This window comes from Paenibacillus agaridevorans (genome assembly GCF_003112455.1).
GTDB lineage: Bacteria > Bacillota > Bacilli > Paenibacillales > Paenibacillaceae > Pristimantibacillus > Pristimantibacillus agaridevorans.
Window position 1 is genome coordinate 18,706 of the sequence record NZ_BDQX01000078.1, and the last position, 12,956, is coordinate 31,661.

Annotated in this window: 13 protein-coding genes; 5 read left to right on the forward strand and 8 right to left on the reverse strand. The window is 50.3% G+C overall.

The window, feature by feature from the left end:
- Positions 1-1,128: a carboxynorspermidine decarboxylase gene (nspC, locus tag PAT3040_RS08400; protein ID WP_087568333.1), complete on the forward strand. Its 1,128-nt coding sequence runs from the start codon at positions 1-3 to the stop codon at positions 1,126-1,128.
- A gap of 260 nt (positions 1,129-1,388) precedes the next feature.
- Here nspC and PAT3040_RS36850 read toward each other — a convergent pair whose 3' ends face one another.
- The 5 genes from PAT3040_RS36850 to PAT3040_RS08420 all read right to left on the reverse strand — a co-directional run bounded on the left by PAT3040_RS36850 (position 1,389) and on the right by PAT3040_RS08420 (position 6,128).
- Positions 1,389-1,541 (reverse strand): hypothetical protein, encoded by a 153-nt coding sequence (locus PAT3040_RS36850; protein WP_181376503.1) that lies wholly within the window; start codon positions 1,539-1,541, stop codon positions 1,389-1,391.
- Between the two features lie 334 nt (positions 1,542-1,875).
- Entirely contained in the window at positions 1,876-2,217 is a 342-nt protein-coding gene (locus PAT3040_RS08405) for a DUF2512 family protein (protein ID WP_087568342.1), read from the reverse strand.
- 123 nt (positions 2,218-2,340) lie between these two features.
- On the reverse strand, positions 2,341-3,765 hold the full coding sequence (araA, locus tag PAT3040_RS08410; RefSeq protein WP_181376504.1) for an L-arabinose isomerase: 1,425 nt from the start codon (positions 3,763-3,765) through the stop codon (positions 2,341-2,343).
- A gap of 42 nt (positions 3,766-3,807) precedes the next feature.
- On the reverse strand, positions 3,808-4,503 hold the full coding sequence (locus tag PAT3040_RS08415) for an L-ribulose-5-phosphate 4-epimerase (protein ID WP_108992253.1): 696 nt from the start codon (positions 4,501-4,503) through the stop codon (positions 3,808-3,810).
- A 2-nt stretch (positions 4,504-4,505) separates the two neighbouring features.
- On the reverse strand, positions 4,506-6,128 hold the full coding sequence (locus tag PAT3040_RS08420; RefSeq protein ID WP_258234899.1) for a xylulokinase: 1,623 nt from the start codon (positions 6,126-6,128) through the stop codon (positions 4,506-4,508).
- A gap of 292 nt (positions 6,129-6,420) precedes the next feature.
- Here PAT3040_RS08420 and PAT3040_RS08425 point away from each other — a divergent pair, with 292 nt between their 5' ends.
- On the forward strand, positions 6,421-7,518 hold the full coding sequence (locus PAT3040_RS08425; protein WP_108992254.1) for a GntR family transcriptional regulator: 1,098 nt from the start codon (positions 6,421-6,423) through the stop codon (positions 7,516-7,518).
- 118 nt (positions 7,519-7,636) lie between these two features.
- Here PAT3040_RS08425 and PAT3040_RS08430 read toward each other — a convergent pair whose 3' ends face one another.
- A complete protein-coding gene (locus PAT3040_RS08430) occupies positions 7,637-8,470 on the reverse strand; it encodes a tetratricopeptide repeat protein (RefSeq protein ID WP_108992255.1) in 834 nt (277 codons plus the stop codon).
- A 143-nt stretch (positions 8,471-8,613) separates the two neighbouring features.
- Here PAT3040_RS08430 and PAT3040_RS08435 point away from each other — a divergent pair, with 143 nt between their 5' ends.
- Both PAT3040_RS08435 and PAT3040_RS08440 read left to right on the forward strand, forming a co-directional pair.
- Positions 8,614-9,249: a TetR/AcrR family transcriptional regulator gene (locus PAT3040_RS08435; protein ID WP_181376505.1), complete on the forward strand. Its 636-nt coding sequence runs from the start codon at positions 8,614-8,616 to the stop codon at positions 9,247-9,249.
- Positions 9,250-9,354: 105 nt separating this feature from the next.
- Positions 9,355-10,089 carry a glucose 1-dehydrogenase gene (locus PAT3040_RS08440; RefSeq protein ID WP_108992257.1) on the forward strand — a complete coding sequence of 245 codons (735 nt, stop codon included), beginning with the start codon at positions 9,355-9,357 and terminating at the stop codon, positions 10,087-10,089.
- Positions 10,090-10,177: 88 nt separating this feature from the next.
- Here the strand turns inward: PAT3040_RS08440 and PAT3040_RS08445 are convergent, their stop codons facing one another.
- Both PAT3040_RS08445 and PAT3040_RS08450 read right to left on the reverse strand, forming a co-directional pair.
- Entirely contained in the window at positions 10,178-10,903 is a 726-nt protein-coding gene (locus tag PAT3040_RS08445; RefSeq protein WP_108992258.1) for a 3-ketoacyl-ACP reductase, read from the reverse strand.
- Between the two features lie 30 nt (positions 10,904-10,933).
- Positions 10,934-11,785: a LysR family transcriptional regulator gene (locus PAT3040_RS08450; protein WP_108992259.1), complete on the reverse strand. Its 852-nt coding sequence runs from the start codon at positions 11,783-11,785 to the stop codon at positions 10,934-10,936.
- A gap of 185 nt (positions 11,786-11,970) precedes the next feature.
- Between PAT3040_RS08450 and PAT3040_RS08455 the strand changes: the two genes are divergently transcribed.
- Positions 11,971-12,954 (forward strand): DMT family transporter, encoded by a 984-nt coding sequence (locus PAT3040_RS08455; protein WP_108992260.1) that lies wholly within the window; start codon positions 11,971-11,973, stop codon positions 12,952-12,954.
- The last annotated feature ends 2 nt before the right edge of the window (positions 12,955-12,956 follow it).

The following is a 12,956-nucleotide window of genomic DNA, read 5'->3' on the forward strand; positions in this document are numbered from 1 at the left end:
ATGCGCTTCGAAGAACTCCCGACTCCTTGTTACGTAGTTGATCACGAGCTCATCGAGCGCAATCTGAAGATCCTGAACGGCGTCATGCAGCGGACCGGTGCCAAGATCGTATTAGCTCAGAAAGCCTTCTCGATGACGGCCATGTATCCCTTGATCGGACAATATCTTAGCGGCACCACGGCCAGCGGCTTGTACGAAGCCCGCTTGGGCCACGAGGAGATGGGCAAAGAAAATCATGTCTTTGCCCCTGCCTATCGTGAAGATGAGATCGACAGAATCATTGAGATTTGCGATCACATTATTTTCAACTCCTTCTCCCAACTGGAGAAGTACAAGGACAGAGCGCTTGCAGCCGGCAGGAAGGTAGGCCTCCGCATCAACCCGGAGTGCTCCACGCAAGTCGGACATGAAATTTATGACCCTTGCTCCCCGGGCTCCCGCTTCGGCGCCAAGCGCGACCAAGTGCGTCCGGAGCTGCTGGAAGGCGTAACGGGCCTGCACTTCCATACGCTGTGCCAACAGAACTCCGATGACCTGGCCACGACGCTGGATGCCGTGGAAGAGAAGTTCGGCGAGTTCCTGCATGGCATGGAGTGGATCAACTTCGGCGGCGGGCATCATATCACGAGAGAGGATTACGATCTCGAGACGCTCGACGCTTGCATCAACCGCATGAAGGACAAATACAACCTTCAAGTCTATTTGGAGCCGGGCGAAGCCATCGCGCTGAACGCAGGCTACTTGGTTACCTCTGTGCTGGATCTGCACCAGAACGGCCTGGACATCGCCATCCTCGACACATCGGCGACCTGCCATATGCCAGATGTACTGGAGATGCCTTACCGCCCGCCGCTCGAAGGTTCGGGCGAATCCGGCGAGAAGCCTTACACGTACCGTCTCGGCGGGCAAACTTGCCTGACGGGCGACGTGATCGGCGACTATTCGTTCGACCAGCCGCTTAAGGAGGGCGACCGTCTCGTATTCGGCGACATGGCGATCTACTCCATGGTTAAGACCAACACCTTTAACGGCATGCCGCTTCCGGCGATTGCCATCAAGTACGCCGACGGCGACTGCAAGGTAGTTCGCGAGTTCGGTTACGAGGAATTCAAAGTTAGACTTGCATAAGCGCTTAAAACGGTGGCTTCCAACTCCCCTTTTTTCGGGAAATTGGAAGCCACCGTTGCGAGAGTAGTTTGACGCTAACGGACATCAGCGACGCTAATCGTCACATTTGTGGTGCTTCATCATTGTAACGGACATGCGAGCCCCTATTAACACGATACAAGCCGAATATGGCTTGATTTCGTTGCTATAAGGGCTCTCATGTCCGTTAAACGTTTGTCTTAGCGAAAAACCCGCATTTAGTGTCGCTTATGTCCGTTAGATTAGAATCGTTCCAGTCCCAGTCGAACATATTGCTCCTCCGGGGAGTCGTGCTCGGCCATCAATCCAAGCATCAATGTGATCATACGTTGCTCGAGCTCATCATCCTGGATCGGATGATGCTGCTGCGGGTCTTTTTCGACGTCGAACAACATCGTGCCAAAGCCATGGAATCGGTCCGACCGCGCATATACGTTGGCATAAGGGTGTAGTTATAGATCGGCATGTTGTCCGGCGATGCAGGGGCGCGCATATAGACATATCGTCCATCCGTGACGTTGACATGCGCGCCATGGATGCCAAACAACGTAGCTTATACCAATCATTCAAATAATTAGCATGATACAGATAACGTTCCTGTATCGGCGCTACTAAACATAGCAAAAAAGGCCCCGCAAACCTTGCCTAGATCCTTGATCCAAGCAAGATGCGGCAGCCTGACAGCTCTTGAAAACGCTACTGTGGATTCTCGTTGGCGTAACGCTGCTTCTAGCCAGAGACTCTAAACTCTTCATTGAATACGAAGCGATGAAGCACCCACTCCGCTACGCCGATCAGGAAAGCGATAAACGCCGTTTCGCCCCAAGACAAGTCCCAGCTGAAGCCGTAGGACAACACTGCCAGATAGATCGCGGCCAACACGATATCGCACAAGGCGGCAAAAAAGTTGTTCGTCGTCCGGAGCAGGAATTGATCGCCGATCAAATAGGACACCACTGTTAAACCGGTGGCGGCAAGTGCGGCATTCCAGAATCCGATTTCCGTATAGTACAAGAGGAGCGCGACAACGATGGCTCCGTTGACAAGCCACTTCAATATAAACTTCAACATCCGAGTAAGTCGACCTCCTTAGAGCTGCCGGTTACGCTGATTTATCCGCGTATAGGTATAGAATTCCACACCGGGCAGACTTTATTCGGCGACTCATATTCATGGAGGTGTCACGGAGCCAAATTACTTAATAACGACGTACTCCAAGTTAACCAGCTTCGCGTAGGTCACGATTTGGTCCGTCGTTAGATTTAAGGAAACTACGGTATGGTGTCCGCCGCCATTTTCGATCCAGGCCTTGACCCCATCTTGGAAGTTTGGCTTCACGGTCCACAACACACGGGCGACGGGCAGCTTGGGAGCAGGGACCGTCGGCTCGAACGCGGATACCTCGTTGATAAGCAGCTTATAGTGCGTGCCAAAGTCCGCCATGGAGACAACGACGCCTTCGCCGGCTTTGCCGTCGAATACGAGGCGCGCCGGATCCTTGCGATCGCCGATGCCGAGCGGGGACACGATAATCCTTGGCTGGCTGCTCGCCAGGGTAGGATCGACCTCGAGCATATGGGATTGCAGGATCGCTTCCTGACCGGCCGCCATCTCGTACGTGTAATCCTCCATAAAGCCCGTGTTCTGATTGCGACTCATGACCTTTAGCAGGCGGTCAAGCGCGGCAGTCTTCCAGTCGCCCTCGCCGGCGAAGCCGTAGCCTTGCGCCATCAGGCGCTGCACCGCAAGACCCGGAAGCTGCTTCATGCCATGCAGATCTTCGAAGTTCGTCGTAAAGGCATTGTAGCCTTTCTCGTCCAGAAACCGTTTGATTGCGATCTCGTAGCTCGCTTGGATTCTGACGCTGGCTTCCCAAGCTTCCTTGCTGTTCTCGCCATATTCGAATACGTAAAGTTCTGCGTATTGCGCCATCAGGTCGTCGATCTCCTGCTCGGTAACGGCGTTTACGTATTGCACGAGGTCGCCGATGCCATAATAGTCCACCGTCCATCCGAATTGGATCTGGGCTTCGACTTTGTCTCCATCCGTTACGCCGACGTTGCGCATATTGTCGCCGAACCGGGCGACTTTGATGTTAAAACTTTCGTTGTACGCAACTGCTACGTCCATCCAATCGGCAATCTGCTGCTGTACTTCCTGACGCTCCCAGTAGCCGACGACGATTTTATTTTGTTTCTGCAGACGGGCGTTGATGAAGCCGTATTCGCGATCACCGTGAGCAGCCTGGTTGAGGTTCATAAAGTCCATGTCGATCGTGGCCCAAGGAATGCTTTCGTTGTATTGCGTGGCCAGGTGCAAAAGAGGCTTCTGGAGCAGCTTCGTGCCGCGAATCCACATCTTTGCGGGCGAGAACGTATGCATCCACGTTATGACGCCGGCCACCTCGTCGCGATAGTTGACTTCCTTCATGATGCTTGTGATCTTATCCGCGCTTACGGCCAAATCCTGCAACACAAGCGGGTAAGGAAGCAAGCCGCTGTTATTCAAGGCATCGGTCATCGTCTGCGCGTGCGCCTTCACTTCGGCCAGCGCCTCTTCCCCATACAGATGCTGCGAACCTACGACGAACCAAAATTGTTTATCTGCTGCTGCTGACAACCTGATCATCCTCTTTTCTATATGATATGTGGAATAAGTCCCTTACTTCTGCCCGTAGTAGGCGTCTTTGCCGTGCTTCCGGAGGTAATGCTTATCCAGAATGCCCTGCGGCAGCTCCTTGGCAAAATGGTTCAATTGACGCGCGTACAGGTTCATCTTGCACACTTCCTCCAACACGACGCTGTTCACGACCGCCGACTTCACATCCTTGCCCCAGGTGAACGGCGCATGGCCTTGCAGCAGGACGGCGGGAATCGCCATGACGTCCAGCCCGCGCTGCTCGAACGTCTCGATAATGACATGCCCCGTCTCCGCCTCGTATCCCCGGTCAACCTCTTCCTGGTTTAAGAACCGTGCGCAAGGAACCGCGCCATAGAAGGTATCCGCATGCGTCGTGCCCATGACGGGCACATCCAGTCCCGCTTGCGCCCAGATGGTCGCCCAGGTGGAGTGGGTATGTACGATACCGCCGATAGTCGAATAATGTTTGTACAAAACGGCATGAGTAGCGGTATCGGAGGATGGCCTTAATTCGCCTTCGACCACGTTGCCCTCGAGATCCACCACCACCATGTCGCTCGGCTTCATCTTCTCGTAGCTCACTCCGCTTGGCTTGATGACGAACAGGCCGCTCTCCCGATCGATCGCGCTCGCATTGCCCCAAGTAAATTTCACGAGACCGTGCTTCGGCAAGTCCAGATTGGCTTGATATACTTCTTCCTTCAACTGCTCCAACAACGTTAGCGCCCCCCGTTCTCGAGCAGATGCTCGACGGCAGCCTGCTCGATCGCCAGCCCTGCCTTGTAGCGTTCGACGAAGGCCCCGAACCCTTCGACATCCTTGGCATCCGGAGCGATCTCCGTTCCTTCGACATCCTTAAACACTTTGCCCTCGAGGAAGTCGGCCAGGCTCTCTCCCGAAGCCTTGCCCGTCAAGTAGGAGGCCAGCAGCGCCATGCCCCATGCCCCGCCTTCTCCGGCCGTGGACATCACCGAAACGGGGACGTTTAGCGCGGCGGCTACGATCCGTTGTCCGACTACCGGAGTTTTAAATAGACCGCCGTGAGCCAGTATGCTGTCTATCGCCACATGCTCGTTTTCAGTCAGAATATCCATCCCAAGCTTCAGCGCCCCGAAAGCGCTAAACAGATGCGTCCGCATGAAATTAGCCAGATTGAAATGGCTCTCCGGAGACCGGACGAACAATGGACGGCCTTTTTCGATGCCCGTAATATTTTCGCCGGACAGATAGCCGTAGCTGAGCAGTCCGCCGCCATCCGGATCGGCCTCGAGCGCCTTGTTCAGCAGCACGCTGAACAACTTGCCGGAATCGATATCGAAGCCCATCGCCTCGGAAAACTCACGAAATAATCCCACCCAGGCGTTGAGATCGCTGGAGCAGTTGTTGGCATGCGACATGGCGACCGGACTTCCATCCGGCGTCGTGACCATATCGATCTCCGGATATACCTTGGACAATTCCTTCTCCAGCACGATCATGGCGAATACGGATGTGCCCACGGAGACGTTGCCCGTACGCTTCTTTACGCTATTGGTCGCCACCATGCCCGTCCCTGCGTCGCCTTCCGGCGGACAAAGCGGAATGCCGGGCTGCAGATCGCCTGCAGGGTCCAGCAGGAGCGCCCCCGCTTCCGTAAGCTCGCCGGCTTGCTCGCCGGAGACATACACCTTGGGCAGGAGCTCCTCCAGCTTCCATGCGTAGCCTTTGGACGCAATCCGATCGTCGAATTGCCCTATCATCGTAGCGTGGTAATTATGGCTGGCTTCATCAATAGGGAACATGCCGGAGGCGTCCCCGATGCCGATGGCTTTGTTGCCGGTCAGCAGCCAGTGGATGTAACCCGACAGCGTCGTTATGAAATCAATGCGAGGGACATGCTCCTCCTCATTTAAGACCGCTTGATATAAATGCGCGATGCTCCAGCGCTCGGGTATATTGAATTGGAATAAGTTCGTGAGCTCCCTGGCCGCCTGCCCCGTCGTTGCGTTGCGCCACGTTCGGAACGGTACTAGCAGCTCGCCCTTGCCGTCGAATGCCAGATAGCCGTGCATCATCGCGGAGAAGCCTATGGAACCTGCGGTCCGAAGAGTCACGCCATAATTCCGATCTACTTCCTGCTTTAATTCGCGATAAGCGGTCTGGAGCCCCTTAAGGATATCCTCCTGGCTGTACGTCCAATATCCGCCCTTTAGCTGATTCTCCCACTCGAAGCTCCCCGATGCGATCGTCTCGAAGCTTTGATCGATCAGTACCGCCTTGATCCGCGTCGACCCCAATTCTATCCCTAGCGATGTTTCGCCCTTGGTTATTGCTTCCTTTAAGTTCACTTGACTCCTGGTCACGTTTATCCTCTCCCCTTCGCGGTTGCAAGTCCAGACGATTGTTAATGCTATAATAGCCGCTCCCGTCTGCCCGACAGATTCCATAATAAACCAGTCGATTGACATATGGAAGAAGGCGCTTTCCCTTACTGACAGCCTTAGTATATTTTTTGTACGTACATTTGTCAATGAAATTGGATAGTTATACCCACAATGTCCCCGTCACTACCTTTTGTTGCATTTTCATTCTGCAATAATCGTGTTAGAATATGTACGTACAACTTTCCGAACACTAATGAAAGAAGTGGATATCGTGAAGCCCAAGTATCAGATCATTATAGATGATATTAAAAGCAACATCCTGTCGGGGACCTACAAGGCCGGCGAACAAATCCCTACGGAGCTGGCTCTGCAGGAAAGCTACGGGGTCAGCCGGCAGACTGTCAGGAAGGCCATTCTTGAGCTCTCGAACGTGGGGTTTCTGCGGAGCGAGAAAGGCTCCGGCACGTATGTCAGCAGCCAATATCGTTCCAAAACGAGCGGAGCCGCTGCAAAAAAAACGATCGGCGTCATTACGACCTATATCTCCGACTATATCTTCCCTTCCATTATCCGCGGCATCGAGAGCCGTCTGAACGAGGATAACTACTCCCTGCTGCTCGCGAGTACGAACAACGACATCATGCAGGAGAAGAAGGCGCTCGAGATGATGTTGTCCTACGGCGTGGACGGACTCATAATCGAGCCTACCCGAAGCAACGTCTACAACCCTAACATTGCGTACTACTTGTCGTTTAAGGAACGGGAGGTTCCTTTTACGATGATTAATGCCTATTACGAAGAGCTGGAGGTTCCATTTTTTTGCCTCGACGACGTGCAGTCCAGCTATCTCGCCACTCGGGAGCTGATCGCCAAGGGCCATGCCCGGATCGGGATAATCGCAAAAATGGATGATTTGCAAGGGAAATATAGAATGAAAGGATACATCAAGGCGCTTGGGGAAGCCAAGCTTCGCTTCCACCCCGAGCAGGTGCTGTCCTTCGACACGGAGACGAAGCCGGATCTGTCCGTCAATCTGGAGGAATTCCTGGTCGATAATCGGGAAACATTGACCGCGCTGGTATGCTATAACGACGAGGTGGGTCTGGAAGTGGTGCATGCGTGCCGAAGGCTTGGGATCAGCATTCCGGACGAGCTGTCCATCATAGGCCAGGACAATTCGTATATCGCCAAAAACGCGAATATCAAGCTAACGACGCTGACCCACCCCCAAGAACAGATGGGGCGCGATGCGGCCGATTGGGTCATCAAATATTTGCAGGGCAAACGGGACTTGCCGGCGAGCATCTACTATCAGCCCGAGTTGATCGAGGGCGAGACGGTAAAGGCGATTGAGGCGAGGCGATTATGAGATCCTGCTCTTGCTTATGGCATGGTTCTGGTTGCCAAGGATGCAAATAAGGCACTCTGGTTAGAGTGCCTTATTTGACATACTGAGCCAGCCTGTATCTTCATTTATTTGTACGAGCTCAAATCTTTTCTAATGCATCCGTTTCCGTGGCTAACTTATCTTTTAATTGATCAATCTCGGATTTTGTAATACTCGTAACCAGCGCTAACGTTCTTTCGGACGCCAACCCGGCTTGTTCTGCCGCTTCCTCGTTCCGCCCCAGCCCTTCAAGCGTTTTAGCATAATAGTAATACGAATCCGCATACCTGGGCGATTTGGCCATCACCTTTTCATACATCCTTGCCGCCTCGTCCAACCTGCCCAGCATATAGTAATTCTGCGCCAAGTTATCCGTAATGGTCAGATCATTGTCGTCGTACTCATAGGCTTCCTCATTAAACGCAAGCGCTGTCTCCAGATCGCCTTTCAGCAGCTTAAAATACCCCAGGTTTCCGACCACCGTCACCGTTTTATAATCCTGACAGATTTCCTCAAGCAGCCGAATCGCCTCGTCCTGCCTGTTCAGCAGCCAGTACGCGGTCGCCAGATTGGACTTAGCCTGCATGCGAACATCCGTTGATGTAGCGACCTGCAGGAGCTTCTGCAGCACTTTCTCCGCCTTCTCCTGCTCCCCGACCTTCATAAGCAAAAATGCATATTGAATATGATGCTGAGGGTTGGCGTTTTTCGATTTATACGCCTTCTCCAGAAACGCCAGCGCTTTATCCAGATCCCCCTGCGCATAAACCGCATTGCCCCTCAAAACATACCACGTCGAAAGATTGGCGTAGATCAGATAAATCAACAGTCCGGCAATTAGCCCGATTCCAAGCAACCAGTGCACCTGAAATCCAATAACAATGACAATGAATACTCCAGCCAGTATAAGCAGTACTTTCACGATTTGCGGCACTGTCCTTCACCTTCTCCCTCAAGTCTTAATCAGCCACAATAAGTATTTCTACATAAGTCATTCTAACTCTTTTCAAAAATAATAAATAATTTAATTTGGCATGTTACAATCCATGTATGAAGAACAGTTGGAGTGTGACGAAAATGAGTAAACGAGAACAACAAAAACAACAACGCCGCCAAAAAATTATCCAGATGGCAAAGGATTTATTTTTGGAGCAAGGCGTGCAAAATATACAAATGCAAGACGTAGCGACTGCTGCTGACGTTGGAATAGCAACCTTGTTTCGCTATTTCCCTAAAAAGGAGTATTTGGTTATAGCCGCTACGAATGCGATTACAGATGAAATGGCCACGGATGTAGGACGGATTGTCGAGAAAACCATTTCTGCATACGAAAAAATCGAACAAATTCTGGATTATTATATAGATGGATCCAAGGATCCCCAGCTTCGTTTAGCGAAGTTTTTCGAGTCCTATCATTTATACGAAAAAATAGCAGCAGAATCGCCTGAGCAATATGCGGAATACTTAGTCGCACGAAGTAAATTATCCCAAATTTTATTAACATTGGCCGAGCAGGGCAAGCAGGACGGCTCCTTAAGACCGGATGTTGATTTGAATGTATTTATCATGACGATGGTGCAAAATTTCAGCATATTCACATTCAAATCAAGCCTGGCCACCCATGATGCCACTCTTTCGTCGTTGCTTTCGGCGGACAAGCAGCTTGCGATGATGAAGGATGTGTTTTTACGCTACATTCGTTCGCAACAATAACGGACGTTTAGATTGACATTCAAACGGGAAAGTTGTTTACTAGTAAGTGTGAATAGTGATAGTCGACTATCACTTTAAGCGAATCTATTTTTAGGAGGGCTTATTATGAGTCGCTTATCTGGCAAAGTAGCCATTATTACAGGAGCCGCACAAGGCATGGGTGCGGCTCATGCAAAATTATTTGTAGAGCACGGCGCGAAGGTTGTTTTAACCGATCTAAATGAGGAAAAGGGGCATGCATTTGCATCCGAGTTAGGTGAAAATGCTCTATTCGTTAAACAAAACGTAACCTCTCAAGAAGATTGGACAAACGTTGTCGCGAAAGCCGAAGAAGCTTTTGGTCCGGTAACCGTATTAGTAAACAACGCCGGCATTACGATGGCTAAAAATATGCTTGATCTTACAGAAGAAGAATACCGTCGCATCGTAGACATTAATCAAGTGTCTGTATTCTTGGGCATGAAAACCGTGGCAGCTTCGATGATAAAAGCTGGCGGCGGTTCGATCATCAACATATCTTCGATGAACGGCCTGGTTGCCGGTGCCGTAGGTTACACAGATACTAAATTCGCCGTGCGCGGCATGACAAAAGCAGCCGCGATCAACCTGGCGCCGATGGGCATTCGCGTAAACTCCGTACATCCTGGCGTTATTGCAACGCCAATGGTTGTACAAGAAGATACAAAAGCGGCTGTAGAAGCCTTCTCTCAACACATTCCATTAAAACGCGTAGCCCAACCGGAAGAAGTATCGAATATGGTATTGTTCTTGGCTTCTGACGAGGCTAGCTACTCTACAGGTTCAGAATTCATTATCGATGGCGGACTAACTGCACAGTAATAAGGTTCGCGGTATTAAAATGGCCGATTTTCTACCGGGGTAGAAAATCGGCCTTCTTTATGAGCATGTTGAGAACTGCTATTTACACTCAGTAAGGATTCGTTGCAATAAAACTCGCCGTCTTCACGTAGATGCGCGGATTTAGCTTCAATTGATTGACGATTACTTCCGCGATGTCCTCCGCTTGCATGAACTTCGAATCGTTGTTTTCCTTGATCAGATTGAGATCCAGCGCCAGATCCGTGGCGACCGTACTAGGGTTCAGGGCCGTTACGCGAATATTGTTGCGACGAACCTCTTGCGCTAGCGATTCTGTGAAACCGATCACCGCGAACTTCGATGCGCTGTAAGCGCTGGAGGTAGCCGCTCCGCTCAATCCGCTGGTAGAGGAAATATTAATAATATCCCCGCCTGACTTCTCGATCAATTGAGGCAGCACCGCACGCGTGACATAATAGGTGCCTAGCAGATTCGTATCGATGATCCGTTTCCACTCTTCGGGGTCCATATCCAATACGGTGCCGAATGTCGCGATTCCCGCATTATTGATTAGAATGTCGGCGGAGCCCAGCTCACTTCTCAGAGCTTCCACCGCAGCTTCCACTTGCTCTTTGGAGGAGATATCGGCGGTTGCATAAGCTACTTTAACGCCCAGCCCTTTCAATTCGTCGGCCACTTCCTTTAAGGAAGCCTCGCTCCTGGCAACCAGGCCAACGTTTACGCCTTCATTCGCTAATGCGACAGCCGTCGCTTTGCCGATCCCTCTTGCCGCTCCTGTTACGATTGCTACTTTTCCTTCCAACGATTGCGCCATTGTGCAGCTCCTCTCCATTCTGTACCTACATTATAACAAAGAAACAATTTCATCCATAAAGCATTGTAGCGTGCTCGATATATAGGAGTCTTTACGCCATATAAAAATGGTCGTAATTTCATGATAAGGTTCCGGTACGCTATGACCATACACGGTGCCCTTGACAATCAGATCGGTAATGGATGATTCCGGAATAATCGTCATTCCTATTCCTGCAGCGACGCTGCCCATAATCGTTCCGAACGTTCCGAATTCCATGATCTGCTTCGGGATAATCCCCTCCGCCTTCATCCAGCTTTCAAGTCTTTCCCGATAACCGCAGCCTTTATTGTACAGCAAGAGAGGCTTTTCCGTTATTTCCTCGATACGAAAGCTTTCTCCTTTGGTTACGAGCACCAGCTTTTCTTGAATAACCTCAAGCTGTTCGATTAAAGGATGCCTGATGGGGCCTGTAACAAAAGCTCCATCCAGCTTCATATCAAGTACTTGTTGGACCAAGTCATCGGTAACTCCGGTTTTTAATGATAATTCAACATTGGGATACTTGCGATAATAAGAAGATAGGATGTCGGGTAGTGCGTTCACCGTCTCCACGATCCCGATCTCCAGGACACCAGAAGGGTATGTCTTATCCTCGAATAGATGTGTCATCTCCTCCATTTTCGACAAGATCTCCCTCGAATGATCCAACAACCGCTTTCCTTCCGGATTTAAGATCATCCCGCGCTTATGCCGATAGAACAATGGCGTCCGAAGCTCTTTCTCCAGCAGCTTTATTCTTGCCGTGACATTGGATTGAACGTAGTTTAGCTCCAATGCGGCTTTACTGACACTGCCATGCGTTGCAACCGCCTGGAATATTCTCAAATCATTAAACTCCAATGCAACCTCGCCTCAGCTCTTCAATGAATACATATTTATTAAGTATCATTATAAATGATGATAAACTTGATTTGCAATCATTTTACTATACCCATTCTCCTTCCTATAATGAGTGATGTACAAAGGATTTGGCGGATTTTTATAGGCTAACTTTTGGAATACGCACTTATAGGGAGAGGCTTTACATGCTAAGCAAACAAATCGTCACAGGTTCCATTCTCTGCCTCATTGCAAGTATGTCGTGGGGAGCGATGTTTCCTGTTGCACACCTTGCATTACAAAAAATGGATCCATTTTATTTTTCATTTATTCGTTATTTCGCCGTTACCGTCATCCTCAGTGTGTTGCTTTGGATGAAAGAGGGAAAAGCGGCATTCCGGCTGGAGGGAAAGGGTAAGACATTATTGTTTTTCGGAACGATGGCATTTACGGTCTATAACATGGCCGTCTTTTTCGGGCAACAACTCATGGGGGAAGCAGGGACAATCGCCGCCTCCATTATGGAAGTGCTTATGCCGATGATATCCGTTATGCTTTTATGGATCACGACAAAAAAAGCACCGAATACATACACGCTCACAAGTGTAGGTATCGCGCTTGCCGGCGCTTTGCTCGTTATTACCAATGGGAAATTTACATTTTTTATGATGGCCGGGCAACATCTTGTTCCTTTACTTCTGATTTTCGCGGGAGTTGTCGGATGGGTCGTGTATTCGTTGGGGGAGAGCCGATTTAGAGATTGGTCGATCCTGCGTTATTCCACACTCACATGTTTGCTAGGAACTGCAGTGTCTTTCATCGTCGTTACGCTTGCCTCCGTCTTTGGTTTGGTTCCCGTTCCTGGCTGGCACACGATACTCTCGATTAAATACGAAATGTCCTTTATGATTCTACTGCCAGGGCTTGTTGCCCTGCTGTGCTGGAATTCAGGGATCAAACGGCTATCGCCGATTAACGGCATCTTATTTATTAATTTTGTTCCAATTACCACATTCGTCATTATGGCCTTTCAAGGCTATCAGATTAGCAACTATGAATTTTACGGCACGCTTCTCATTATCTTTGCCTTATTACGGAACAATATGCACCAGAGGAAAACACAGCGGTTAAAAGACAACAAAACCTATTCCGCTAGCCCTGTAAAAGAACGATCAGAGGCAGCACTCTGATC

Excerpts from the sequence above, each read along its gene's own strand:
- nspC (WP_087568333.1), top strand. The coding sequence starts at position 1 with ATGCGCTTCGAAGAACTCCCGACTCCTTGTTACGTAGTTGATCACGAG.
- PAT3040_RS36850 (WP_181376503.1), bottom strand. The coding sequence starts at position 1,541 with ATGTTGTTCGACGTCGAAAAAGACCCGCAGCAGCATCATCCGATCCAG.
- PAT3040_RS08405 (WP_087568342.1), bottom strand. The coding sequence starts at position 2,217 with ATGTTGAAGTTTATATTGAAGTGGCTTGTCAACGGAGCCATCGTTGTC.
- PAT3040_RS08435 (WP_181376505.1), top strand. The coding sequence starts at position 8,614 with ATGAGTAAACGAGAACAACAAAAACAACAACGCCGCCAAAAAATTATC.
- PAT3040_RS08440 (WP_108992257.1), top strand. The coding sequence starts at position 9,355 with ATGAGTCGCTTATCTGGCAAAGTAGCCATTATTACAGGAGCCGCACAA.
- PAT3040_RS08445 (WP_108992258.1), bottom strand. The coding sequence starts at position 10,903 with ATGGCGCAATCGTTGGAAGGAAAAGTAGCAATCGTAACAGGAGCGGCA.
- PAT3040_RS08455 (WP_108992260.1), top strand. The coding sequence starts at position 11,971 with ATGCTAAGCAAACAAATCGTCACAGGTTCCATTCTCTGCCTCATTGCA.